Source organism: Streptomyces sp. SS1-1, assembly GCF_008973465.1.
GTDB lineage: Bacteria > Actinomycetota > Actinomycetes > Streptomycetales > Streptomycetaceae > Streptomyces.
The window spans coordinates 3,255,593-3,277,489 of record NZ_WBXN01000004.1; the positions used below are offsets into that span (position 1 = coordinate 3,255,593).

Consider the following 21,897-nt stretch of genomic DNA (forward strand, 5'->3'; position numbering starts at 1 on the left):
CTCCGCTCTTGCCCGCCTCCCCTCGCGGAGTGCCGCCGCCCGGACGGAAACCGGACGGCTCTCTCTCGTCCACCTGCTCACAGGTCATCCGGAGGCACCCCCTTGTCCAGGCCCGTCGACGACAGCCTCGATCCGCTCGAGCGAGAGCGCTCCCATCTGGCGTCCTCGCGTGCCGCGCTGCGCGCCATGCGTGAGGACGTCGAGTCCCTCGACATCCGCGACGTCACCGCGAACTGGGTCAACGCGGAGGTCCTGACCCGGCAGATCGACGACCGCATCAAGGCGCTGGCCGACCTCAGCGACACCCCGTTGTTCTTCGGGCGGCTCGACTATCTGCACGCCCCGGGCGCGGAGGGGGCGGAGGGCGCGGAAGGTGAACGCTTCTACATCGGGCGGCGGCATGTGCACGACGCGGACGGCGACCCGATGGTCATCGACTGGCGTGCGCCGGTGTCCCAGCCGTTCTACCGGGCATCCAAGAAGGACCCGATGGACATCGGGCTGCGCCGCCGCTTCGGGTACACCGGCGGCGACCTGACCGCGTACGAGGACGAGCACCTGTCGGACCCGGCGGAGGCGGCACGGACCAGCAGGCTGCTCCAGCAGGAGATCGAACGGCCGCGTGTGGGCCCGATGCGGGACATCGTGGCGACGATCCAGCCCGAGCAGGACGAGATCGTACGGTCCGGGCTCGGCGGGACCGTGTGCGTGCAGGGCGGTCCGGGCACCGGCAAGACGGCCGTCGGCCTGCACCGGGTGGCGTATCTGCTGTACGCGCACCGGGAGCGGCTGGCCCGCACCGGCACGCTGGTGATCGGGCCGAACCGGTCCTTCCTGCACTACATCGAGCAGGTGCTGCCCGCGCTCGGCGAGCTGACGGTCCGCCAGGCCACGGTCGACGATCTCGTGGCCCGGGTCGAGGTGCGCGGCACCGACGACGCGGCGGCCGCGGTGGTCAAGGGGGACGCGCGGATGGCCGAGGTGCTGCGGCGGGCGGTGTACGCGCACGTGAGCATGCCGGCCGAGGCGGTCGTCGTGGTGCGGGGGTCGCGTCGGTGGCGTGTCCCGGCGTACGAGGTCGAGGAGATCGTCCGCGAGCTGCTGGACCGCGACATCCGGTACGGCGCCGCCCGCGAGGCGCTTCCGCAGCGGATCGCGCACGCGGTGCTGGTGCAGATGGAGCGGTCGGGCGAGGCGCCGGACGACCGGGTGCAGGACGCGGTGGCCCGGAACGCGGCCGTGAAGGCGGCCGTCAAGGCGATCTGGCCGCCGGTGGACCCGGCGAAGCTGGTGCTGCGGCTGCTGTCGGACGCGGAGTTCCTGGCGGAGCACGCGGACGGCGTCCTCGACGAGGACGAGCAGCGGACGATCCTGTGGGCGAGGCCGGCGCGGTCGGTGAAGTCGGCGAAGTGGTCGGCGGCGGACGCGGTGCTGATCGACGAGGCGAGCGACCTCGTGACGCGGACGCCGTCGCTGGGACATGTGGTGCTGGACGAGGCGCAGGACCTGTCGCCGATGCAGTACCGGGCGGTGGGGCGGCGCTGCACGACCGGGTCGGCGACGGTCCTCGGCGACCTGGCGCAGGGCACGACGCCGTGGGCGACCCGCAGCTGGGAGGAGGCGCTGGAGCACCTCGGCAAGCGGGACGGGGTGATCGAGGAGCTGACGGCCGGTTTCCGTGTGCCGACGGACGTCATCACGTACGCGTCGCGGCTGCTGCCGTCGATCGCGCCGGGGCTCGCGCCGGTGGCGTCGATCCGTGACAACCCCGGGTTCTTCGAGATCCGTGAGGTCGCGGAGGCGGCGGAGGTGGTCGCGGCGTGCGGGGAGTCGCTGCGGCACGAGGGGTCGGTCGGGCTGATCGCCGCGGACGCGCGGGTGCCGGTGCTGGCGGAGGCGCTGAAGGCGGCGGGGCTGGAGTATCTGGCGCCGGGTGAGGAGACGACCCGGCAGGCCCGGCTGACGCTGGTGCCGGCGTCGCTGGCGAAGGGTCTGGAGTACGACTACGTGGTCCTGGACGAACCGGCGGCCGTGGTGGAGGGGGAGCCGGACGAGCGGACGGGGTTGCGGCGGCTGTATGTGGCGCTGACTCGGGCCGTGTCGGGGTTGACCGTGACCCACACGGAGGCGCTGCCCGCGCAGTTGGGGTGAGGGGGTGCGGGGTCGGCTGGTGTGCCGGCTGCCGGCCGGTGGGGGTTGATCGCGCAGTTCCCCGCGCCCCTTGACGGCACCTGCCGGCGCCCCGTGAAAGGCAGTGCCCCGCGCCCCTGGCAGCCCAAAAAAACTACGCCCGGGTGTCCAGGGCCGTTCTCCAGGTGGAGACCGCCTCCGCCGAGACCGGGCCCGTCCAGCCCTGGGGGCGGGCCGCGCCGCCGATGTGGAAGGCGTCGATGCCCGCCGCCAGGAGGTCCGGGACGTGGTCGAGGCGCAGGCCGCCGCCGACCAGGACGCGCTGTTCGTAGCCGGGCTCGCCGTCCCGTGCCGCCTCCGCGAGCAGTGTGGGCAGGCCGTCGTCCACGCCGCCCGCCGCCCCCGCCGTGAGGTAGGTGTCCAGGCCCGGCATCCCGTCGAGCTGCTTGCGCAGGCCGTCCCGGTCGGCGGCGCGGTCGATCGCCCGGTGGAACGTCCACCGGCACCCGTCCAGCTCCGGCACGACCCGCTCCATGGCGGCGAGGTCCACGCAGCCGTCGGCGTCGAGGAAGCCGAGCACGAACTCCTCGGCCCCGGCGTCCCGCAGCTCGCGTGCCGCCCGGACGACCCGTTCGACGTCCCCGACCGCGAACCCGTCGGCCAGCCGCAGCATCACGCGCAGATCGATGTCGACGGCGGCGCGGATCCCGGTGAACGTCTCGACGGGCGGGGTGAGCCCGTCCGCCGCCATGTCGGTGACGAGTTCGAGCCGGTCCGCACCCCCGGCCTGGGCGGCGACCGCGTCCTCGACGCCGAGGGCGATCACCTCCAGGACTGCACGCTCGCTCATGGGACCCCATTCCTCGGCATTCGACGGCGACTGGTGACGACTACAGGTCTAGTCCAATCAAAGCCTACGCCTGCCCATCCGGGGTCCCGCTCAACCCCGGGCCGGGACCGGGGTCACGCGAAGAGGTTCAGCTCCCCCGGCTCCGCCCCGGCCAGCTCGTACGACGCCCCGGCCGCCGGGCGCCCCGAGTAGAGCCGTACGAGCGTGGTGGCGTCCCCGATGAAGCGCGCCGGGGGCCGGGGCGCGACGGGGTCGCCCAGCCGCAGGGGCTCGTCCACGTCGTCCAGGTCGGCCTGGAGCGGCACGTGCCGGCGCTCTCGGGTGAGCCACGCCAGCAGCGCCAGCGCGTCGGGCAGCCCGGCCCCGGCGTACGCCCCCGGCTCGCCCAGCGCCTCGCGCACGTCACCGGCGTGCACCCACTCGCCGAGCCCGACGCCGTCCAGGGCGCCGCCCGCCTTGGCGATCACCGGCCCCGCCTCGGTCATCGCGCGCTCCAGCTCGTCGACGATCCGGGCGTTGCTCCATCCGGCCCGCTCGGCGATGTCCCGGTCGTTGGACGCGGGCGAGAACACGCCCTCTTCCAGCCGGTCTTCCACGACCCGGGTCAGCGCGGCCGAGCAGTGCGCCAGCACGTCCCGCACCGACCACCCGGGGCAGGCGGCCGCCGGCCGCGCGAAGTCCTCGTCCGGCCTCGTCCGCAGCAGCGGGACCAGCGTGTCCCGCTCGACGGTCAGCAGCCGCCCCGGCCGCTCCGGATCCCGTACGTCGTACACGTCCGCAGAAGTCATGCAGACCACGCTAGGGGCGATCAGCGCCGGTGGGCAGAATGACGTCATGGCCGATCTCGACGATCTCCGCGCCCGCTGGCTGCGCACCCTGCTCGCCGCACGCTCCGACGGCACCGCGGCGCCCGAGCCGTACGGGGAGGCCTTGCTGAAGCGCTGGTCCGAGCCGCAGCGGCGCTATCACACCGTGGACCACCTCGCGGCGGTGCTGGAGCACGTCGACGAGCTGGCGGAGTACGCGAGCGACATCGAGGCCGTACGGCTCGCCGCCTGGTTCCACGACGCCGTGTACCTGCCCGACCGGTCCGAGAACGAGGAGCGGTCCGCCCGGCTCGCCGAGCGGGCGCTGCCCGAGGCCGGGGTGCCCGCCGAGCGGACCGCCGAGGTGGCCCGGCTGGTGCGGCTCACCGTCACGCACGATCCCGCCGCCGACGACCTGAACGGGCAGGTGCTGTGCGACGCCGACCTCGCGATCCTCGCCGCGCCGCCGTCGGCGTACGCCGCCTACACGGCCGCCGTCCGCGAGGAGTACCACTTCGTCCCGAACGACGCCTTCCGCGCCGGGCGCGCCGACGTGCTGCGTCAACTCCTGGACCTGCCCGGCCTGTTCCGCACGCCGTACGGCCGGGAGAACTGGGAGGCGACGGCCCGCTACAACCTCACCTCGGAGTTGGAAATGCTGTCGCTCTGAGCCATGCGGAGCCGTAGCCTGCACGGCATGCGACACATGGGCGGGGAACACGTGACCGAGGCCGTGGCCGATGCCGTGGCGCTGCTGCGCACGGTGGCGGACCGGGACTGGGACGGGGTGAAGGCCGGGCGGCTGGACTGGAGTTGCCGTGCCACGGCCGAGCACGTCGCCGGTGACCTCATCGCCTACGCGGGGCAGCTCGCGGGGCGGGCGCAGCGCGCGTACGTCCCGTTCGAGATCACCCTGGACGAGGGCACCGGCAACGACGGGCTGCTCGACGTCGTCGAGACGACCGGCGTCCTGCTCACGGCGGTCCTGCGCACCACCCCGCCCGAGGTGCGCGCCTTCCACCCGTACCCGTTCCGCAGCGCGAACCGCGAGGGGTTCGCCGCGATGGGCGTCGCCGAGGTGCTGCTGCACACCCATGACATCGCCGTCGGGCTGGGGCTCGCGTACGAACCCCCGGCCCACCTCGCCACGTTCGTGCTGACGACGATCTTCCCGGAGGTCCGGCCGGACGCGGACCCCTGGCGCACCCTGCTGTGGGCCACCGGACGCGGCGACCTGCCCGGCCGCGCCCCCGTCGACGCCTGGCGCTGGAAGAACGACCTCGTCCTCACCTCCGGGCGGCTCACGCTCCAGGGGCTCACCCCGGCCACCGCCGCCGACATCGCCCAGGGCGGCGACGGCGGGTTCGACTGGGTCGTCGGCGGCCCCTACGAGGGGACGCGGGAGGCCGCCGGGATGCTGACGCAGGCGTACGAGGCGGGTCTGCACCGCCCCGAGTTCGGCGTGTTCGTCCTCGTGCGGCAGGAGGACGGCCTCGCGGTCGGCGGGATCGGCTTCCACGGCGCCCCGGACGAGGGGGGCCGCGCGGAGATCGGCTACGACCTGGTGGAGGGCGCCCGCGGCCGCGGCTACGCGACGGAGGCGCTGGAGGCCCTGTCCCGGTGGGCGCTGGCCCGCGACGACGTCCACAGCCTGTGCGCGACGGTCGAGGAGGACAACGTCCCCTCCCAGCGCGTCGTCGAACGCGCCGGATACGTCCGCGCCGGCGCCGAGGAGGAGCGCGCGGTCCAGGGCCGGCACGAGTCGGAGGGCGCGCTCCTGCTGTACGTCCGCCGGGACCCGGGCACGCCGTCCGGTCAGTGACGCATGTCCTTCTTCCGCCGGCGCAGCCCGGCCCCGTACAGCAGCCGCACCACCTCGCGGCTGCTGACCTCGATCGCGCCGGCGCGGACCGCGTCGGCGTACCGGTGCGCGGGGAGGTCGTAGTGGTCGCGTTCGAACGCCCGGCGCGGGACGCCGATGCCGTCGGCGAAGCGGTGCAGCTCCTCGTAGGAGACGTCGCTGACGACGTGCGACCACAGACGGCCGTGGCCCGGCCAGGTCGGCGGGTCGATGTAGATCGTCACGCGGGCGGCGTCCCGCCGAGCGCGGGCCCGAGCGAGCCGAGCGGCGCGACCTTCACGCCGGCCTTGTGGCACACCCAGTGCGGGTCGGGGCCCAGCTCGGGCTCGACGTCCAGCGCGTGCGGCTCGCCGCTGCCGCACACCGGGCACAGCGGCCAGCGGCCGTGCCGGTCCAGCAGGGCGTCCTGCACGTCCTGGGCGACCAGCCCCGGCACGTACGCGGCGCCGTCCGGCCACTGCTCCACCCACCAGCGCCGGTCGGCGACGGACTTCTCCACCAGGGAGACGACGTCCGCCTCGGCGACCTCGTCGGCGGTCAGGTCGGCGAGCACCAGGGCGCGGGCCGTGTGCAGCGCCTGTTCGAGCGGGGTGACGGGGTCCATGCGTCTATTGTGCGCACTCTTGACCACGACCCGGCATTGAAAATACGTTTCATATGTGACCAATGACGTGAAGGAAACTTTCGGCCGCGCGCCCGCGCCCGCCGCCCTCGCGGCCAAGGTGCGCACGCTCGCCCCGTCGATGACCCGCTCCATGCAGCGCGTCGCCGAAGCGGTGGCGAAGGATCCTGCGGGCTGTGCCGCCCTCACGGTCACCGGACTCGCCGAGCTCACCGGCACCAGCGAGGCCACCGTCGTGCGCACCGCCCGCCTCCTCGGCTATCCCGGCTACCGCGACCTGCGGCTCGCCCTGGCCGGCCTGGCCGCCCAGCAGGAGTCGGGCCGTGCGCCCGCCATCACCACCGACATCGCGGTGGACGACCCGATCGCCGACGTCGTCGCCAAGCTGGCCTACGACGAGCAGCAGACCCTCGCCGACACGGCGGCCGGCCTCGACACCGTGCAGCTGGGCGCGGCGGTCACCGCCGCCGCGGCGGCCCGCCGGATCGACGTGTACGGCATCGGAGCGAGCGGCCTGGTCGCCCAGGACCTCACCCAGAAGCTGCTGCGGATAGGGCTGATAGCGCACGCGCACAGCGATCCGCACCTCGCGGTGACGAACGCCGTCCAGCTGCGCGCCGGGGACGTGGCCATCGCGATCACGCACTCCGGCTCCACCGGGGACGTCATCGAGCCGCTGCGGGTCGCCTTCGAGCACGGGGCCACCACGGTCGCGATCACCGGCCGGCCCGACGGCGCGGTCACGCAGTACGCCGACCACGTCCTCACGACGTCGACGGCCCGCGAGAGCGAGCTGCGCCCGGCCGCGATGTCGTCCCGCACGAGCCAGCTCCTCGTCGTGGACTGCCTGTTCGTCGGGGTGGCCCAGCGGACGTACGACACCGCGGCACCGGCGCTGGCCGCCTCCTACGAGGCCCTGGCCCACCGGCACCGCCGCTAGCCCGCTCCGCAGCACCGTCGTCGAGCAACGAAGAGAGCCGCCCGCGCATGACCTCCGCTTCCACTCCTCGTGACCTCCGCGCCGAGCTGGAGACCCTGACCACCGAGGCGTTCCGGCCCGAGTTCGCCGAGATCGACCGGCTGCCGACGCTGGACATCGCCCGCCTCATGAACGGCGAGGACGGCTCGGTGCCCGCCGCCGTCGCCCGGCGCCTGCCGGAGATCGCCGCCGCCGTGGACGCCGTGGCGGAGCGGATGGCGCGCGGCGGGCGCCTCGTCTACGCGGGCGCGGGCACGGCGGGCCGGCTGGGCGTGCTCGACGCCTCCGAGTGCCCGCCCACCTTCAACACCGACCCCGGGCAGGTCGTCGGCGTCATCGCGGGCGGCCCCCGGGCGGTCGTCACGTCCGTCGAGGGGGCCGAGGACTCCGCCGAGCTGGCCCGCGCCGACCTCGACGCCCTCGCCCTCACCCCGCTCGACTCGGTGGTCGGCGTCTCGGCGTCCGGCCGCACCCCCTACGCCGTCGGCGCGGTCGAACACGCCCGGCGGCTCGGCGCGTTGACGATCGGCCTGTCCTGCAACGCGGACAGCGCGCTGGCGGCCGCCGCCGAGCACGGCATCGAGGTCGTCGTCGGCCCGGAGCTGCTGACCGGCTCGACCCGGCTGAAGGCGGGCACCGCGCAGAAGCTGGTCCTCAACATGCTGTCGACGATCACGATGATCCGGCTCGGCAAGACGTACGGGAACCTGATGGTCGACGTCCGCGCCTCCAACGAGAAGCTGCGGGCCCGCTCCCGCCGGATCGTCTCCCTCGCCACCGGCGCGGACGACGCGGACGTCGAACGGGCCCTGGCGGAGGCGGACGGCGAGGTCAAGACGGCGATCCTGGTCCTCCTCGCGGACGTCGACGGCCCGACGGCCGGCGAGCTGCTCAGCGCGGCGAAGGGGCATCTGCGGGTGGCACTGCGAGAGGCGGGCGCCTGACCTCCGCCGCGTCCCGGAGCACGGCGAGCAGCCGCTCGGCGGTGCGGACGTTGCAGCGCCCCAACTGCACGAGCGCGAACGGCTCCCTGCCGGCCCCGGTGACGGGGTCCACGCACAGGGAGGGCAGGACGACATCGACGGCCGCGAACGCTTCACGCAGGGCCGCGACGATCTCTTCGGACGACCTCATGGGCGGTCACCTCTCCACGCTGAGTCACTGATTCGGCACACAGAGTGGCGGGTGAGTGCCTAGGCTGGCCAGAGGGGGTGTCCCAACACCCTCGGCTGTCCGACCGGGAGGTGCCATGCCGGGGCCCAAGGACCTCGATCCGTCGTCGTCGCCGCGCGCGCTGCTCGGCGCCGAGTTGCGCCACGCGCGCGAGAAGGCGGGGCTGAGCCAGGAGAAGCTGGGGCAACTGCTGTTCGTCAGCGGCTCGTTCGTCGGCCAACTGGAGGCCGGCACCCGCCGGCTCCAGACCGAGCAGGCCCGCGTCCTGGACGAGGTCCTGGGCACGGGCGACTTCTTCCGGCGCAACTGCCGGGTGACGGCCGTCTCCCGGTACCCGGAGCACTTCGCACAGGCGGCGGAGGCCGAGGCGACGGCCACGGAGATCCGCGAGTACGCCCCGCTCCTCATCCCCGGCCTGTTGCAGACCCCCGCCTACGCCGAGGCCGTGTGCCGGGCCTACCAGCCGACCGCCCCACAGGAGGCCATCGACCGGCTGGTGAGCGCGCGCATGGAGCGGGCGCGCCTGCTCAGCGATCCAACAAACCCTTTGTTGTGGGTGGTTCTGGACGAGGGCGCGCTGCGGCGGCTCACCGGCGGACGCGAGGTCATGGCGGAGGCCCTGCGGCACATCGCCGCCCTCGTCCGCCGCAGCCGGGTCATCGTGCAGGTGCTGCCCTTCGAGGCCGGGGCCCACGCCGCCATGCAGGGCGCCCTCAAGCTGATGGAGTTCGAGGACGCGCCGCCGCTCGTCTACTTCGAGGGGATCGGCACCGGACGGCTGGAGGACGACCCCTCCACGGTCCGCCGCCGACGGCACACCTACGACCTGCTCGCGGCCTGCGCGCTCTCTCCGCGGAAGTCCCTGGCCGTCCTCGAGGCCATGGCCGAGGATTACGCGCATGAGGAGCATTCCTGAGCAGGACCTGAAGACGGCCACCTGGCACAAGTCCCGTCACAGCGGCGGCGACGGCGGCAACTGCCTGGAAGTCACCCACGACTTCCCCGCCGTCGTCCCCGTCCGTGACTCCAAGACCCCCCACGGCCCCACCCTCGTCTTCTCCGAAACCGTCTGGGCGGCCTTCGTCCAAGCGGTCAGGATCTGACCTAATCGGCTTCTACGGTGGGCTCATGACCGACACCACGAACACCACCGTCGTAGACGAGCGCGCCGACCTGCTGGAGGCGCTCGCCAAGCACCGGCACTTCCTGCGGTTCACCACGCGGGACCTGACCGACGAGCAGGCCGGCGCCCGGACCACCGCCAGCGCGCTGTGTCTGGGCGGGCTGATCAAGCACGTCACGTCGGTGGAGCGGGCCTGGGCCGCCTTCATCGTGGAGGGGCCGTCGGCGATGCCCGACTTCTCGGCGATGACCGAGGCGGACTTCGCGAAGCGGGCCGACGAGTTCAGGATGCTGCCCGGCGAGACGCTGGCCGGTGTCCTGGCGGAGTACGAGGAGGTCGCCCGGAGCACCGACGAGCTGGTCGCGAAGCTCCCGGACCTGAGCGCGTCCCACCCGCTGCCGCGGGCGCCGTGGAACGAGGAGGGCGCCCGCTGGTCGGCGCGCAGGGTGCTGCTGCACGTCATCGCGGAGACCGCCCAGCACGCCGGGCACGCCGACATCATCCGGGAGTCCCTGGACGGCGCGAAGACGATGAGCTGACGGGAATGGCGTAAAGGGGCGGGGACTGCCCAGACTGGGGTCCATGAACCACGCCCAGATGACCGCCCTGGGCCGTGCTCTCCGTCTCGTCGGTGAGCACGGCGACGCCCTCACCGCGGACACGCCGGACGCCCGGCTGCACGAGATGAAGGCGGATCTGCGCCGTGCGCTCGAGCTGCTGGACGAGAGCGCCGGCGGCGCCGCGCCCGCGACGCGCTGCCCCGAGCATCCGAACGGACCGGTCGACGAGAACGCGCACGACCTGTGCCTGCTCTGCGAGACCCGGCGCCGGGCCGCGCGGCGCTCGGAGTTCAACGGCCCGGACGTGCCCCGCTCCCCCGAGCGCACGGCACCGTCCCGGTACGGGGTGCGGGGCGACCGTCCGCAGCCCCAGCAGCGCTGGCTGCCGGAGCTGTGGAACGGGCAGGAGTGGCAGTTGTGCGGCACCCCGCGCCGCGACCGCCGGGAGGCCGAGCTGTATCTCGCCGCCCAGCGGCGCGGGCCGCGCCCCGCGATGGCCTACCGGCTCGTGCACGAGTTCACCGACTACGAGGTGCTGCGGATCTGGGGCACCCCGGTGAAGGTCGACATCGAGCCGCTGGGCAACCTGTAGCCGCCACGTCGCCGCGGCGGCTACCGGCCGCCGGGGTTCAGCTGAGGGTCTTCAGCGACGCCGCGTCGTACGGCTTCAGCTCGTCGAAGCGGCCGTCGAGGACCTTCGCCGCCCACTGCGGGTCCTGGAGGAGGGCGCGGCCGACGGCCACCATGTCGTACTCCTCGCGCTCCAGGGCGTCCAGCAGGTCGTCGAAGCCCTTGGTGACGGAGCCCTCGCCGGCGAACGCCCGGATGAAGTCGCCGTCGAGGCCGACCGAGCCGACCGTGATGGTGGTCCTGCCGGTCAGCTTCTTGGTCCAGCCCGCGAGGTTGAGGTCGGAGCCGTCGAACTCGGGGATCCAGTAGCGGCGGGTGGAGGCGTGGAAGGCGTCGACGCCGGCCGCGGCGATCGGGGCCAGGATGGCCTCCAGCTCCTGCGGGGTCTCGGCGAGACGGGCGTCGTACGCGTCCTGCTTCCACTGCGAGTAGCGGAAGATCACCGGGAAGGACGGGGACACCCGCTCGCGTACGGCGGCCACGATCTCCGCGGCGAAGAGCGTGCGGGCGACCGGGTCGCCGCCGTAGGCGTCGGTGCGGCGGTTGGTGCCCGCAAACAGGAACTGGTCGACGAGGTAGCCGTGGGCGCCGTGGATCTCCACGCCGTCGAAGCCGATGCGCTCGGCGGCCGCGGCGGCGTCGGCGAAGGCGCCGATCACGTCGTCCAGGTCCTGCCGGGTCATCGCCCGGCCGGTGGGCTCGTCGGCGCCGATGCGCAGCCCCGAGGGCCCGACGGCCGGGGCGTCCGTGAAGGGCGGCTGGCCCTGCTCGCGGACCATGCCGATGTGCCACAGCTGCGGCACGATCGTGCCGCCCGCCGCGTGCACGGCCTCGGCGACCTTCGCCCACCCGGCGAGCTGCTCCTCGCCGTGGAACCGGGGCACCCGGTCGCTCTGCCCGGCCGAGGGGTGCCCGACATAGGTGCCCTCGGTGACGATCAGGCCGACTCCGGCCGCCGCCCGGCGCGCGTAGTACGACCGGACGTCCTCACCGGGGACGCCGCCGGGCGAGAACATCCGGGTCATCGGCGCCATCGCGACGCGGTTCGGGACGGTGAGGCCGTTGATCACGGTGGGCCGGGACAGGATCTCGGCCGCTCGGGAGGCGGTGGGCTGGGCGAGGGTCATATGGGGGGCTCCTCGGAAGGGGGTCAGCCTGGCTGACCGGGAAGTATGTGCATGTGCATTGTTGCATCACCTTAAACACCTCTCCGTGCCCGGTGCATCCCGCTCGCCGAACTCTCCCGCGTGACCCCGGACACGCCGAAGGGCGGCGCCTCCTGCGAACAGGAAGCACCGCCCTCCGCGTAGGACGTGATCGACCGGGGCCGGAGCCCCGAGGACGATCAGAAGTCCATGTCACCGCCCGGCATGCCGCCGCCGGCCGGGGCCGCGGCCTTCTCCGGCTTGTCGGCGATGACGGCCTCGGTGGTGAGGAACAGCGCGGCGATCGACGCGGCGTTCTGCAGCGCGGAGCGCGTCACCTTGGCCGGGTCGATGATGCCCTCGGCGATCATGTCGACGTACTCGCCGGTCGCGGCGTTCAGGCCGTGGCCGACCGTGAGGTTGCGGACCTTCTCCACGACGACGCCGCCCTCGAGACCACCGTTGACGGCGATCTGCTTCAGCGGGGCCTCCAGCGCGAGCTTCACGGCGTTGGCGCCGGTCGCCTCGTCACCGTCGAGCTCCAGCTTCTCGAAGACCTGGGAGGCCTGCAGCAGGGCCACGCCACCACCGGCGACGATGCCCTCCTCGACGGCCGCCTTGGCGTTGCGCACGGCGTCCTCGATGCGGTGCTTGCGCTCCTTCAGCTCCACCTCGGTGGCGGCGCCGGCCTTGATGACCGCGACACCGCCGGCGAGCTTCGCCAGGCGCTCCTGCAGCTTCTCGCGGTCGTAGTCCGAGTCGCTGTTCTCGATCTCGGCGCGGATCTGGTTGACCCGGCCCTGGACCTGCTCGGAGGAGCCGGCACCGTCGACGATGGTGGTCTCGTCCTTGGTGATGACGACCTTGCGGGCCTTGCCCAGGAGGTCCAGGGAGGTGTTCTCCAGCTTGAGACCGACCTCCTCGGAGATGACCTCGCCGCCGGTGAGGATGGCGATGTCGTTCAGCATCGCCTTGCGGCGGTCGCCGAAGCCCGGGGCCTTGACCGCGACGGACTTGAAGGTGCCGCGGATCTTGTTGACGACCAGGGTCGACAGGGCCTCGCCCTCGACGTCCTCGGCGATGATCAGCAGCGGCTTGCCCGACTGCATGACCTTCTCCAGCAGCGGGAGCAGGTCCTTGACGTTGGCGATCTTGGAGTTCGCGATCAGGATGTACGGGTCGTCGAGGACGGCCTCCATACGCTCCATGTCGGTGGCGAAGTACGCCGAGATGTAGCCCTTGTCGAAGCGCATACCCTCGGTGAGCTCCAGCTCCAGACCGAAGGTCTGGGACTCCTCGACGGTGATGACGCCTTCCTTGCCGACCTTGTCCATGGCCTCGGCGATGAGCTCGCCGATCTGGGTGTCGGCGGCGGAGATGGAGGCCGTGGAAGCGATCTGCTCCTTGGTCTCGACATCCTTCGCCTGCTCCAGCAGGGCGGCGCTGACGGCCTCGACGGCACGCTCGATGCCGCGCTTGAGGGCCATCGGGTTGGCGCCGGCGGCCACGTTGCGCAGGCCCTCCTTGACCAGGGCCTGGGCGAGGACGGTCGCGGTGGTCGTACCGTCACCGGCGACGTCGTCCGTCTTCTTGGCGACTTCCTTGACCAGCTCGGCGCCGATCTTCTCGTACGGGTCCTCGAGCTCGATCTCCTTGGCGATGGACACGCCATCGTTGGTGATCGTGGGGGCGCCCCACTTCTTCTCGAGGACGACGTTGCGGCCCTTGGGGCCGAGCGTCACCTTGACGGCGTCCGCGAGCTGGTTCATGCCGCGCTCGAGGCCGCGCCGCGCCTCCTCGTCGAACGCGATGATCTTGGCCATGTGAAGTGGTCCCTCCAGGACTGGGGGTGATTCCTTCGGACCGCGCCCGCGCCCGCGACGGACGGCTCGCCGGCCGCGTGGTTCCTTGCCCCACCTGGCCTGCGGGCCTCACCGACCCGGTCCTCCTTTGTCACTCTCACCTTCAGAGTGCTAACGCCAATGATTAGCACTCGGGGTACGAGAGTGCAAGGCGCCCGGGTATCGCGCCCGTCGGCGCGCGGGGGCGCGAGGGCACGACGAAGGGCCCGCGCCCCCAGGAGGCGCGGGCCCTTCGAAGAAGAACGTCGCTGCTGTTCGTCGACGCGTGCTTCAGCCGGTCGCCAGCCGGACCATGTCCGCCTGCGGCCCCTTCTGACCCTGCGAGATCTCGAAATCGACCCGCTGGCCCTCTTCCAGGGTGCGGTACCCGTCCATCTGGATCGCGCTGTAGTGGACGAAAACATCCGCACCACCGTCGACCGCGATGAAGCCGTACCCCTTCTCCGCGTTGAACCACTTGACGGTGCCCTGAGCCATGCCTAACTCCCCTATTACTGGCCCTTGCACAGATCCACACTTCGCGGATCCGGGTCAGACCTCGCCCCCCAGATCGGTCGGGGGCGTGCGCCGGAACGCGTCGACCGCGGCTGAATGTATCTGCCCAACTGCCGTCTGCAACAGGTCAATCGGACGAGAAATCCGGGCACGACCGGTCGGGAATGTGGCGACAATTCCGCTGACTTCAGGTCAAGTCGGGCCGGGCAAAAAGAACAAAAGCCGCATAGGACCCGCGGAGTTTGGCTACTTCTTGTCGGGTCGGCGGCAGAAATCAAAGACGGCCGGTCCAGGGACCGGCGGTGCGTTCCCCAACTGTACCCCGCTCAATCACACAGAATTGCCTCCTCCGCTTCTCTTACGGAGGAGGCAATTCGATGAACGCTCGGTAACCGGGGTTACCGAAGGTAATGTTCGGTCATCCGGTCAGCCGCCGGCGACGGCCGGAATGATGGAGACGCCGGCGCCGTCCGGCGTCGCGGTCTCCAGACCCTGCTCGAAACGCACGTCGTCGTCGTTGACGTAGACGTTGACGAAGCGCCGCAGCTTGCCCTGGTCGTCCAGCACCCGGGCCGCGATCCCCGTGTGGTTCTTCTCGAGGTCGGAGATGACCTCGGCCAGGGTGGCGCCCTCGGCGGCGACCTCGGCCTGACCGCCGGTGTAGGTGCGCAGGATGGTCGGGATGCGAACGGTCACGCTCATGCGAGGCCAGCCTCTCGGAAGGAGTCAAGGTTGGGACGAATCGTCGCGGTGAGGCCCGTACCCGCCACCGCGTCCAGCGTCTTGAGGCCGTCGCCGGTGTTCAGGACGACGGTCGTCTTGGCGGGGTCGAGCGCCCCGCTCTCGATGAGCTTCTTGGTGACGCCCACCGTCACGCCGCCCGCGGTCTCGGCGAAGACGCCCTCGGTCCGCGCGAGCAGCTTGATCGCCGCGACGATCTCGGCGTCCGTCACGTCCTCCACGGCGCCGCCCGTGCGGCGGGCGATGTCCAGGACGTAGGGGCCGTCGGCCGGGTTGCCGATCGCGAGCGACTTGGCGATGGTGTCCGGCTTCTGCGGGCGGACCACGTCGTGGCCGGCCTTGAAGGCGGTGGACACCGGCGAGCAGCCCTCGGCCTGGGCGCCGAAGATCTTGTACGGCCTGTCCTCGACCAGGCCGAGCTTGATCAGCTCCTGGAGGCCCTTGTCGATCTTGGTGAGCTGGGAGCCGGAGGCGATCGGCACGACCAGCTGGTCCGGCAGCCGCCAGCCGAGCTGCTCGCAGATCTCGTACGCGAGCGTCTTGGAGCCCTCGGCGTAGTACGGCCGCAGGTTGACGTTCACGAAGCCCCAGCCCTCACCGGCGGGGTCGCCGATCAGCTCGGAGCAGAAACGGTTCACGTCGTCGTAGTTGCCCTCGATGCCGACGAGTTCGCCGCCGTAGACCGCGGCCATGACGACCTTTCCCTGCTCCAGGTCGTGCGGGATGAACACGCACGAGCGGAAGCCGGCGCGGGCCGCGGCGGCGCCCACCGCGCCGGCGAGGTTGCCGGTGGAGGAGCAGGACAGGGTGGTGAAGCCGAAGGCGCGCGCCGCCTCCAGGGCCTGCGCGACCACGCGGTCCTTGAAGCTGTGCGTCGGGTTGCCGGAGTCGTCCTTGACGTACAGGCCGCCGGTGACGCCCAGTTCGCGGGCGAGGTTGTCGGCCTTGACGAGCTTGGTCCAGCCGGGGTTGATGTTCGGCTTGTCCGCCACGTCGGCCGGGACGGGCAGCAGGGGCGCGTAGCGCCAGATGTTCGCGGGGCCCGCCTCGATGCTCCGACGGAGCTTCTCGGTGTCGTAGCCCGAGAAGTCGTAGGCGATCTCCAGCGGGCCGAAACACTCCTCGCAGGCGAAGACCGGGCCGAGCGGGACCCGGTGGCCGCACTCGCGACAGGACAGCGCGGCGGCGGGGCCGAGGTCTACGGTGGAGTCGGTGCTGCTTGCAACAGTCTGCACAGCCATGTGAGGCGAGGCCCTTTCTCCTCATCTTCCTCACGACGCATCTCGCCGTGAGACGGATTTGGCACCTTCCCTAGCCGGGAGCCTCGCGGAGACGATCAACGGTGACGATCGACGCTGATCTACGAGAACCGACTGGAGGGTTGCCGGGGCTTCATCGGGCCGTGTCCCTCTGCCCCTCTGGATGAGCGGTATGCGGTTGTCCTGCGGTTGTGAACCCGGGCGACCCTGACATGCGATGGTCACTCGCGTTGTTCAAGACTGTAACCGAAGGCCAGGACAGTTGAGAGAGCAGTCCGAACCGCGAGATGGATCACCGACGTCGTGCGACAGTTTCGACAGTGAGGAGCCGCCGACCGTGCTGGAAGAAGTCGAGCGCTGGCTGATCAGCCGCTCCTGGTCCCTGGCCGACCGTCCGCTGCACCACGTGCTGGCCGCCAAGCAGCGCTCGGGCCAGTCGGTCTCGGTCGTCCTGCCCGCCCTCAACGAGGAGGAGACGGTCGGCGACATCGTCGCGATCATCGCCCACGACCTGGTGCACCAGGTGCCGCTGGTCGACGAGATCGTCGTGGTCGACTCCGGGTCCACCGACCGCACCGCCGAGGTCGCCGCGGCGGCCGGCGCGCGGGTCGTCCACCGCGACGACATCCTGCCCCGTATCCCCGCCGTGCCCGGCAAGGGCGAGGTGCTGTGGCGCTCGCTGCTGGTGACGGGCGGGGACATCGTCTGCTTCATCGACGCCGACCTGCGCGAGTTCTCCTCGGACTTCGTCCTCGGCATCGTCGGCCCGCTGCTCACCGACCCCGGCGTCGACCTGGTCAAGGCGATGTACGACCGCCCGCTCGGCGGCGCGTCCGGACAGGGCGGCCGGGTCACCGAGCTGATGGCCCGCCCCCTGCTGAACATGCACTGGCCGCAGCTGGCCGGATTCGTACAGCCGCTCGGCGGCGAGTACGCGGCCCGCCGCACCCTGCTGGAGCAGCTGCCCTTCCCCGTCGGCTACGGCGTCGAGCTGGGCATGCTGGTGGACGCCCTGCACCTGGTGGGGCTGGACGCCCTCGCGCAGGTGGACGTGGGGGTGCGCAAGCACCGGCACCAGGACGGGCAGGCGCTGGGCCGCATGTCCGCGGCGATCTACCGCACCGCGCAACTGCGGCTGGCGCGCGGGCATCTGGTGCGCCCGGCGCTGACCCAGTTCGAGCGCGGGCAGGACGGTTTCGAGCCACGGACGTACTCGGTGGACACGGAGGAGCGGCCGCCCATGGTGGAGATCGCGGAGTACGCGGCGCGCAGGGTCGCGTGAACGCGGCATCCCGGCCGTATACAGCGCGTACGTGAGCCCCCACTGAGCCGAACCGCACGTTTGAGCGTTTCCGGGCCGGGCTAGGTTGAGGCGTATGGCTTCCTCGCAGACTGCTGCCAAGGTACTGGTCGCCTCGAACCGCGGCCCGGTCTCGTACGAGGTGCGCGACGACGGTTCGCTGCACAGCAAGAGGGGCGGCGGGGGCATGGTCTCCGGGCTGTCGGCGATCGGGCCGGACGCGGGCGCCCTGTGGGTGTGCTCGGCGCTGTCCGACGGCGACCGGGAGGCGGTGCGCCGCGGGGCCGGCGAGGACGGCGTGCTGATGCTGGACATCCCGGCGGACGTGCACGCGGACGCCTACAACGGCATCGCGAACTCGGTCCTGTGGTTCGTGCACCACATGCTCTACCAGACCCCGGTGGAGCCGGTCTTCGACGCGGAGTTCCGGCGGCAGTGGGCCTCGTACGAGACCTACAACCGCGCGTTCGCCGAGGCCCTGGCGGAGCGGGCGGCCCCCGGGGCGGCCGTGCTGGTGCAGGACTACCACCTGACGCTGGTGCCCGGGATGCTGCGCGAGCTGCGGCCCGACCTGCGGATCGGGCACTTCTCGCACACGCCGTGGGCGCCGCCGGAGTACTTCGCGATGCTGCCCGACGACATCGCGCGGCAGGTGCTGGGCGGGATGCTCGGCGCGGACCGCCTCGGCTTCCTCACCCGGCGCTGGGCGGACGCCTTCGAGGCGTGCTGCGAGCGGTTCGCCGGCGGGCTCGGCGGCACCCGTACGGGGGTGCACGGGCTGGGCGCCGACGCGGACTTCCTGCGGGCGCGCTCGCACGAGGACGACGTGGCCGAACGGATGACGGCGCTGCGCGAGGAGATCGGCACCGCCCCCGACGGCTCGCCCCGCCGCACTGTGGTCCGGGTCGACCGCACCGAGCTGTCGAAGAACATCGTGCGCGGCCTGCTGGCGTACCGGCAGCTGCTCGACGAGCACCCCGAGTGGCGCGAGCGGGTGGTGCACGTGGCCTTCGCCTATCCCTCGCGGCAGGACCTCGCCGTCTACCGCGACTACACGGCCGAGGTGCAGCGGGTCGCCCGGGAGATCAACGACGCGTACGGCACACCCGGCTGGACGCCGGTCGTGCTGCACGTCAAGGACGACTTCGCACGCTCGCTGGCCGCGTACCGGCTGGCGGACGTGGCCCTGGTCAACCCGATCCGGGACGGCATGAACCTGGTCGCCAAGGAAGTGCCGCTCGTCTCCGACGAGGGTTGCGTCCTGGTCCTGTCCCGCGAGGCCGGCGCCTTCGAGGAACTCGGCGAGGACGCGATCCCCGTCAACCCGTACGACGTCATCGCCACGGCCCAGGCCCTCCACGAGGCCCTGTCCGTCCCCCCGGCGGAACGAGCCGAGCGCTCCAAGCGCCTCGCCGCCGCGGCGACGGCCCTCCCCCCGTCCCAGTGGTTCCTGGACCAGCTGAACGCGTTGCGGGACGACCAGGGCTGACGGCGGCCGCCCCGCAGGGGGTGCGCTGCCGGCTGCGGCCGGGCGGCCCGGCTGCAGCCGCTCCCGCACGAACGCGGCGGACAGGGCGCCGGGGCCGTGGCGGAACAGCGTGACCGCCGCGTGGTGCGCGGCCACCTCGCCCGCGCGCGCCGAGTCGGCGCGGGACACCGATACCGGTCCGGGCAGGCGCCGCCCGGATCCGGCCCCGGTGCCACGGGGCGGCGCGGGCGGTCAGCAGGCGCGCCGGGCGCGCATGGCCCCGGCAGAGCCGGAGACCCCGGCCGCCCGGCCCACCGCGCGCCCCGCGCATGGCGGACCACCGGGCCGGGCAGCCGTCGCCGCGAGTCATCCACCCGCGCCGGCGCGCGCGGGGCGGCGGGGCGGTCAGTCGGTGGTCGGGTGCGTCGACCTGATCCGGTCCGCCAGGGTGCGGAGCAGTTCGACGACGCCCTCCGGGCCGTTCACCACCAGGTCCGCGCGTTTCGAGAGGGCCGTGACCTCCTCGCTGCCGCTGCAGACCAGGAGGCCGGGGGTGCCGGTCGTGCGGAGGGTGTCGACGGCGGCGTAGGCCGGGAGGTCGCCGAGGTCGTCGCCGGCGTACAGGACCGACTCGGCGCCCAGGTCGCGGGCGAGGTCGCTCAGGGCCTTGCCCTTGTCCATGCCGGGCGGGCGCAGTTCGAGGACCATCCGGCCGGGCTCGACGATCAGGCCGTTGTGTCCGGCGAGGTCGGTGAGCGGGCCGCGCAGGGCGTCGAAGGTGCCCTGCGGGTCGGCGGCGCGGCGCGTGTGCACGGCGACCGCGTGCCCCTTGTCCTCGACCCACGTGCCGTCCTCGTGGCCGGCCAGCACGTCGGGCAGGGCGGCGCGGACGGCGGCGACCCCGGGGTGCGGGTCGGGCGCGGACACCTCGCCGCTCACCGCGTCCCAGCGCTCGGCGCCGTAGTGCCCCAGCACCACCAGGTGCTCGAGGCCCGGGACCCCGGCGAAACCGCCGTGGTGCACGGCCACCTCGGCGGGCCGGCCGGTGATCACGGCCACGGCGGCGACCTCGGGCGCGAGCGCGGCGAGCGCCGGCACCGCCTCCGGGTGCGCCCGCGCCTTCTCGGGGTCGGGCACGATCGGCGCGAGGGTCCCGTCGAAGTCCAGCGCGATCAGCGCGCGGGCGGGCCGGGCGAGCAGCGCCGCGAGCCCGTCCCGGCCGGGCCCGGTGGCCGGCTCCGGAAGGGTCGCGCCCGCGGGGGACGGGGAGGGGTCGGTCGGATCGTCGTGACGGGCCATATCAAGGACCCTATCCAGCGGCCGCGGACCTATCCCTGCCGTCAGCGCTCCGCCCGGCGCGCCTCGCGCACCCGGCGCAGCCGGTTCACCGTGACCGGGTCGTGGGCCAGGGCCCGCGGGTCGTCCAGCAGGGCGTTGAGCAGCTGGTAGTAGCGCACCGGGGCCAGGCCCAGCTCCTCGCGTATGGCGCGCTCCTTGGCGCCGGGGCCGGAGAAGCCCCGGCGCTCCAGGGCGAGCACGGCCCGTTCGCGGTCGGCGAGGGCGGCGTCGGGCCGGTCCTTGTGCTGGTCCATGCCTGGCACCGTAACCCCCGCCACCGACAGCGGCTCCTACTCGGCCCCGTCCAGCCTGGTCGCCGTCGTCTGCAGCCGCGCCAGGACCGCCGACGGGCTGCCGCCGGAGGCGACCGTCGAGCCGATGGACTTCTTGATCTCCGCGCTGACCGCGGCCCAGGAGGTCCGGCCGACCGGGTACAGCTCGGAGGACGGCAGCTGTTCCAGGAAGGGCTTGAGCTCGGCGTCCTGCTTCGCTCCGGCCATCGCCTCGGACGCGGAGGTGGTGACGGGCAGCAGGTCGTAGCGCCGGGAGAAGTCCAGGACGTTCTGCTTGTCGTAGACGAAGTCGAGGAAGGTGCCGATCTCCTCGCCGTGGCCGTTCTGCTTGAACGCCATCATCCAGTCGGCGACGCCCATGGACAGCTTGGTGGGCCCCTCGGCGCCGGGCATGGGCACCATGCCGACCTTCACGCCCTTCTTCCGGGCCGCCTGCATCAGCGAGGGGTGCCCGTTGAGCATGCCGACCTCGCCCTTCGCGAAGGCGGCGAAGGCGTCGGCGCGGTTGAGCCTGGCGGGCGCCACGGGGCCGGTGAGGCCCTTGCCGACCAGGTCGTCCTTCAGCCAGGTGAAGGTGGCGACGTTCTCCGGGGAGTCGATGCTGTAGGTGCCGAGCTGCGGGTCGGTGTAGCCGCCCCCGCCGCTGAGCAGCCACTGCATGGTCTCGGCCTGCGCCTCCTCGGACCCGAGCGGCAGCGCGTACGGGTACGTGACGCCCCGCGCCTTGAGCGTGGCGGCGTCGGCCGCCAGCTCCTTCCAGGTGCGCGGCGCGGTGAGGCCGGCCTCCTCGAAGAGCGACTTGTTGTAGAAGAGCAGCCGCGTGGAGGACGCGAACGGGATGCCGTACTGCACGCCGTCGACCTGGCCCGCCTCGGCGAGCCGCGCGACGAGGTCGGCCTGCACGGGGATGGAGAGCAGGTCGTCGGCCTCGTAGAGCAGGTCCTTCGCCGCGTAGTCGGCGTAGGCGCCGATCTGCGCGAGGTCGGGGGCCTCGCCCGCGGCCACCATCTCCTTGACCTTGGCGTCGACCTCGTTCCAGGAGTAGACCTCGACGTCGACGGTGACACCGGGATGCTCGGCCTCGTAGGCGTCGGTGAGCTTGTCCCAGTACGCGCGCGAGCTGGTCGCCTTGCCGTCGCCGTAGTCGGCGGCCACCAGCTTGAGCGTGACGTCGTCCGAGCCGCCGGTCACCCCGCAGCCGCCGAGCACCGCCGTCATGCCCAGCGCGGACACCACCGCCACGACCGCCCCTGTACGCCTCC

Annotated in this window: 24 protein-coding genes and 1 riboswitch; of the genes, 11 read left to right on the forward strand and 13 right to left on the reverse strand. The window is 72.5% G+C overall.

What is annotated here, in order from left to right:
- Window positions 1-102: 102 nt before the first annotated feature.
- Window positions 103-2,151 (forward strand): HelD family protein, encoded by a 2,049-nt coding sequence (locus F8R89_RS15980; protein WP_151784626.1) that lies wholly within the window; start codon window positions 103-105, stop codon window positions 2,149-2,151.
- 133 nt (window positions 2,152-2,284) lie between these two features.
- Here the strand turns inward: F8R89_RS15980 and F8R89_RS15985 are convergent, their stop codons facing one another.
- Together F8R89_RS15985 and F8R89_RS15990 are read right to left on the reverse strand one after the other, a co-directional pair.
- The gene (locus F8R89_RS15985; RefSeq protein WP_151784627.1) at window positions 2,285-2,980 is read right to left on the reverse strand and encodes a copper homeostasis protein CutC; all 696 of its coding nucleotides are present in this window, start codon (window positions 2,978-2,980) and stop codon (window positions 2,285-2,287) included.
- Between the two features lie 113 nt (window positions 2,981-3,093).
- The gene (locus F8R89_RS15990) at window positions 3,094-3,768 is read right to left on the reverse strand and encodes a maleylpyruvate isomerase family mycothiol-dependent enzyme (RefSeq protein WP_151784628.1); all 675 of its coding nucleotides are present in this window, start codon (window positions 3,766-3,768) and stop codon (window positions 3,094-3,096) included.
- Between the two features lie 46 nt (window positions 3,769-3,814).
- Between F8R89_RS15990 and F8R89_RS15995 the strand changes: the two genes are divergently transcribed.
- Window positions 3,815-4,456 carry a hypothetical protein gene (locus F8R89_RS15995; RefSeq protein WP_151784629.1) on the forward strand — a complete coding sequence of 214 codons (642 nt, stop codon included), beginning with the start codon at window positions 3,815-3,817 and terminating at the stop codon, window positions 4,454-4,456.
- Window positions 4,457-4,483: 27 nt separating this feature from the next.
- Window positions 4,484-5,608, forward strand: coding sequence for a GNAT family N-acetyltransferase (locus F8R89_RS16000; RefSeq protein ID WP_151784630.1), 1,125 nt, complete (start codon window positions 4,484-4,486; stop codon window positions 5,606-5,608).
- On the opposite strand, the gene F8R89_RS16005 is transcribed toward F8R89_RS16000, so the two are convergent.
- Together F8R89_RS16005 and F8R89_RS16010 are read right to left on the reverse strand one after the other, a co-directional pair.
- Entirely contained in the window at window positions 5,602-5,871 is a 270-nt protein-coding gene (locus F8R89_RS16005; protein WP_151784631.1) for a DUF4031 domain-containing protein, read from the reverse strand. The genes F8R89_RS16000 and F8R89_RS16005 overlap by 7 nt on opposite strands.
- On the reverse strand, window positions 5,868-6,251 hold the full coding sequence (locus tag F8R89_RS16010; protein WP_151784632.1) for a hypothetical protein: 384 nt from the start codon (window positions 6,249-6,251) through the stop codon (window positions 5,868-5,870). Before F8R89_RS16010 ends, F8R89_RS16005 begins: the two co-directional genes overlap by 4 nt.
- A 55-nt stretch (window positions 6,252-6,306) precedes the next feature.
- Between F8R89_RS16010 and F8R89_RS16015 the strand changes: the two genes are divergently transcribed.
- Together F8R89_RS16015 and murQ are read left to right on the forward strand one after the other, a co-directional pair.
- Window positions 6,307-7,209 (forward strand): MurR/RpiR family transcriptional regulator, encoded by a 903-nt coding sequence (locus tag F8R89_RS16015; RefSeq protein ID WP_151784633.1) that lies wholly within the window; start codon window positions 6,307-6,309, stop codon window positions 7,207-7,209.
- A 47-nt stretch (window positions 7,210-7,256) separates the two neighbouring features.
- A complete protein-coding gene (gene murQ / locus F8R89_RS16020; protein WP_151784634.1) occupies window positions 7,257-8,192 on the forward strand; it encodes an N-acetylmuramic acid 6-phosphate etherase in 936 nt (311 codons plus the stop codon).
- On the opposite strand, the gene F8R89_RS16025 is transcribed toward murQ, so the two are convergent.
- A complete protein-coding gene (locus tag F8R89_RS16025) occupies window positions 8,140-8,382 on the reverse strand; it encodes a hypothetical protein (RefSeq protein ID WP_151784635.1) in 243 nt (80 codons plus the stop codon). The two genes, murQ and F8R89_RS16025, sit on opposite strands and share 53 nt — an antisense overlap.
- A gap of 115 nt (window positions 8,383-8,497) precedes the next feature.
- Between F8R89_RS16025 and F8R89_RS16030 the strand changes: the two genes are divergently transcribed.
- From F8R89_RS16030 to F8R89_RS16045, 4 genes are read left to right on the forward strand one after another with little or no spacing between them, the layout of a single operon-like run.
- The gene (locus F8R89_RS16030) at window positions 8,498-9,337 is read left to right on the forward strand and encodes a helix-turn-helix domain-containing protein (RefSeq protein WP_151784636.1); all 840 of its coding nucleotides are present in this window, start codon (window positions 8,498-8,500) and stop codon (window positions 9,335-9,337) included.
- A complete protein-coding gene (locus tag F8R89_RS16035; RefSeq protein ID WP_151784637.1) occupies window positions 9,321-9,524 on the forward strand; it encodes a DUF397 domain-containing protein in 204 nt (67 codons plus the stop codon). Before F8R89_RS16030 ends, F8R89_RS16035 begins: the two co-directional genes overlap by 17 nt.
- A gap of 25 nt (window positions 9,525-9,549) precedes the next feature.
- Window positions 9,550-10,083 (forward strand): DinB family protein, encoded by a 534-nt coding sequence (locus F8R89_RS16040; protein ID WP_151784638.1) that lies wholly within the window; start codon window positions 9,550-9,552, stop codon window positions 10,081-10,083.
- Window positions 10,084-10,126: 43 nt separating this feature from the next.
- Window positions 10,127-10,696 carry a hypothetical protein gene (locus F8R89_RS16045; RefSeq protein ID WP_151784639.1) on the forward strand — a complete coding sequence of 190 codons (570 nt, stop codon included), beginning with the start codon at window positions 10,127-10,129 and terminating at the stop codon, window positions 10,694-10,696.
- Window positions 10,697-10,733: 37 nt separating this feature from the next.
- Here F8R89_RS16045 and F8R89_RS16050 read toward each other — a convergent pair whose 3' ends face one another.
- The 5 genes from F8R89_RS16050 to thrC all read right to left on the reverse strand — a co-directional run bounded on the left by F8R89_RS16050 (window position 10,734) and on the right by thrC (window position 16,218).
- A complete protein-coding gene (locus tag F8R89_RS16050) occupies window positions 10,734-11,861 on the reverse strand; it encodes an NADH:flavin oxidoreductase (protein ID WP_151784640.1) in 1,128 nt (375 codons plus the stop codon).
- A gap of 218 nt (window positions 11,862-12,079) precedes the next feature.
- The gene (groL, locus tag F8R89_RS16055) at window positions 12,080-13,702 is read right to left on the reverse strand and encodes a chaperonin GroEL (RefSeq protein ID WP_151784641.1); all 1,623 of its coding nucleotides are present in this window, start codon (window positions 13,700-13,702) and stop codon (window positions 12,080-12,082) included.
- Between the two features lie 309 nt (window positions 13,703-14,011).
- Entirely contained in the window at window positions 14,012-14,218 is a 207-nt protein-coding gene (locus F8R89_RS16060) for a cold-shock protein (protein ID WP_007493268.1), read from the reverse strand.
- Between the two features lie 444 nt (window positions 14,219-14,662).
- The gene (locus F8R89_RS16065) at window positions 14,663-14,938 is read right to left on the reverse strand and encodes a MoaD/ThiS family protein (protein WP_055625113.1); all 276 of its coding nucleotides are present in this window, start codon (window positions 14,936-14,938) and stop codon (window positions 14,663-14,665) included.
- Window positions 14,935-16,218 (reverse strand): threonine synthase, encoded by a 1,284-nt coding sequence (gene thrC / locus F8R89_RS16070; protein ID WP_151784642.1) that lies wholly within the window; start codon window positions 16,216-16,218, stop codon window positions 14,935-14,937. Before thrC ends, F8R89_RS16065 begins: the two co-directional genes overlap by 4 nt.
- A gap of 18 nt (window positions 16,219-16,236) precedes the next feature.
- A riboswitch (SAM riboswitch) is annotated at window positions 16,237-16,406 on the reverse strand.
- A gap of 167 nt (window positions 16,407-16,573) precedes the next feature.
- On the opposite strand from thrC, the gene F8R89_RS16075 reads away from it, so the two are divergent.
- Window positions 16,574-17,518 (forward strand): glucosyl-3-phosphoglycerate synthase, encoded by a 945-nt coding sequence (locus tag F8R89_RS16075; RefSeq protein WP_151784643.1) that lies wholly within the window; start codon window positions 16,574-16,576, stop codon window positions 17,516-17,518.
- A 94-nt stretch (window positions 17,519-17,612) separates the two neighbouring features.
- Complete coding sequence (locus F8R89_RS16080; RefSeq protein WP_151784644.1) at window positions 17,613-19,025, forward strand: alpha,alpha-trehalose-phosphate synthase (UDP-forming); 1,413 nt, start codon at window positions 17,613-17,615, stop codon at window positions 19,023-19,025.
- Between the two features lie 384 nt (window positions 19,026-19,409).
- Here F8R89_RS16080 and otsB read toward each other — a convergent pair whose 3' ends face one another.
- The 3 genes from otsB to F8R89_RS16095 are packed head-to-tail and all read right to left on the reverse strand — an operon-like array spanning window position 19,410 to window position 21,853.
- The gene (gene otsB / locus F8R89_RS16085; protein ID WP_151784645.1) at window positions 19,410-20,303 is read right to left on the reverse strand and encodes a trehalose-phosphatase; all 894 of its coding nucleotides are present in this window, start codon (window positions 20,301-20,303) and stop codon (window positions 19,410-19,412) included.
- Between the two features lie 41 nt (window positions 20,304-20,344).
- Entirely contained in the window at window positions 20,345-20,596 is a 252-nt protein-coding gene (locus tag F8R89_RS16090; RefSeq protein WP_151784646.1) for a DUF3263 domain-containing protein, read from the reverse strand.
- A 36-nt stretch (window positions 20,597-20,632) separates the two neighbouring features.
- Complete coding sequence (locus tag F8R89_RS16095; RefSeq protein ID WP_151788143.1) at window positions 20,633-21,853, reverse strand: ABC transporter substrate-binding protein; 1,221 nt, start codon at window positions 21,851-21,853, stop codon at window positions 20,633-20,635.
- Window positions 21,854-21,897: the final 44 nt, after the last annotated feature.

Coding starts and splice junctions, on each gene's coding strand:
- groL (WP_151784641.1), bottom strand. CDS start 13,702: ATGGCCAAGATCATCGCGTTCGACGAGGAGGCGCGGCGCGGCCTCGAG.
- murQ (WP_151784634.1), top strand. CDS start 7,257: ATGACCTCCGCTTCCACTCCTCGTGACCTCCGCGCCGAGCTGGAGACC.
- F8R89_RS16090 (WP_151784646.1), bottom strand. CDS start 20,596: ATGGACCAGCACAAGGACCGGCCCGACGCCGCCCTCGCCGACCGCGAA.
- F8R89_RS16010 (WP_151784632.1), bottom strand. CDS start 6,251: ATGGACCCCGTCACCCCGCTCGAACAGGCGCTGCACACGGCCCGCGCC.
- F8R89_RS16080 (WP_151784644.1), top strand. CDS start 17,613: ATGGCTTCCTCGCAGACTGCTGCCAAGGTACTGGTCGCCTCGAACCGC.
- F8R89_RS16040 (WP_151784638.1), top strand. CDS start 9,550: ATGACCGACACCACGAACACCACCGTCGTAGACGAGCGCGCCGACCTG.
- F8R89_RS16035 (WP_151784637.1), top strand. CDS start 9,321: ATGAGGAGCATTCCTGAGCAGGACCTGAAGACGGCCACCTGGCACAAG.
- F8R89_RS15985 (WP_151784627.1), bottom strand. CDS start 2,980: ATGAGCGAGCGTGCAGTCCTGGAGGTGATCGCCCTCGGCGTCGAGGAC.
- F8R89_RS16065 (WP_055625113.1), bottom strand. CDS start 14,938: ATGAGCGTGACCGTTCGCATCCCGACCATCCTGCGCACCTACACCGGC.
- F8R89_RS16000 (WP_151784630.1), top strand. CDS start 4,484: ATGCGACACATGGGCGGGGAACACGTGACCGAGGCCGTGGCCGATGCC.
- F8R89_RS15990 (WP_151784628.1), bottom strand. CDS start 3,768: ATGACTTCTGCGGACGTGTACGACGTACGGGATCCGGAGCGGCCGGGG.
- F8R89_RS16025 (WP_151784635.1), bottom strand. CDS start 8,382: ATGAGGTCGTCCGAAGAGATCGTCGCGGCCCTGCGTGAAGCGTTCGCG.
- F8R89_RS16045 (WP_151784639.1), top strand. CDS start 10,127: ATGAACCACGCCCAGATGACCGCCCTGGGCCGTGCTCTCCGTCTCGTC.
- thrC (WP_151784642.1), bottom strand. CDS start 16,218: ATGGCTGTGCAGACTGTTGCAAGCAGCACCGACTCCACCGTAGACCTC.
- F8R89_RS16060 (WP_007493268.1), bottom strand. CDS start 14,218: ATGGCTCAGGGCACCGTCAAGTGGTTCAACGCGGAGAAGGGGTACGGC.
- F8R89_RS16030 (WP_151784636.1), top strand. CDS start 8,498: ATGCCGGGGCCCAAGGACCTCGATCCGTCGTCGTCGCCGCGCGCGCTG.
- otsB (WP_151784645.1), bottom strand. CDS start 20,303: ATGGCCCGTCACGACGATCCGACCGACCCCTCCCCGTCCCCCGCGGGC.
- F8R89_RS16050 (WP_151784640.1), bottom strand. CDS start 11,861: ATGACCCTCGCCCAGCCCACCGCCTCCCGAGCGGCCGAGATCCTGTCC.
- F8R89_RS16095 (WP_151788143.1), bottom strand. CDS start 21,853: ATGACGGCGGTGCTCGGCGGCTGCGGGGTGACCGGCGGCTCGGACGAC.
- F8R89_RS15995 (WP_151784629.1), top strand. CDS start 3,815: ATGGCCGATCTCGACGATCTCCGCGCCCGCTGGCTGCGCACCCTGCTC.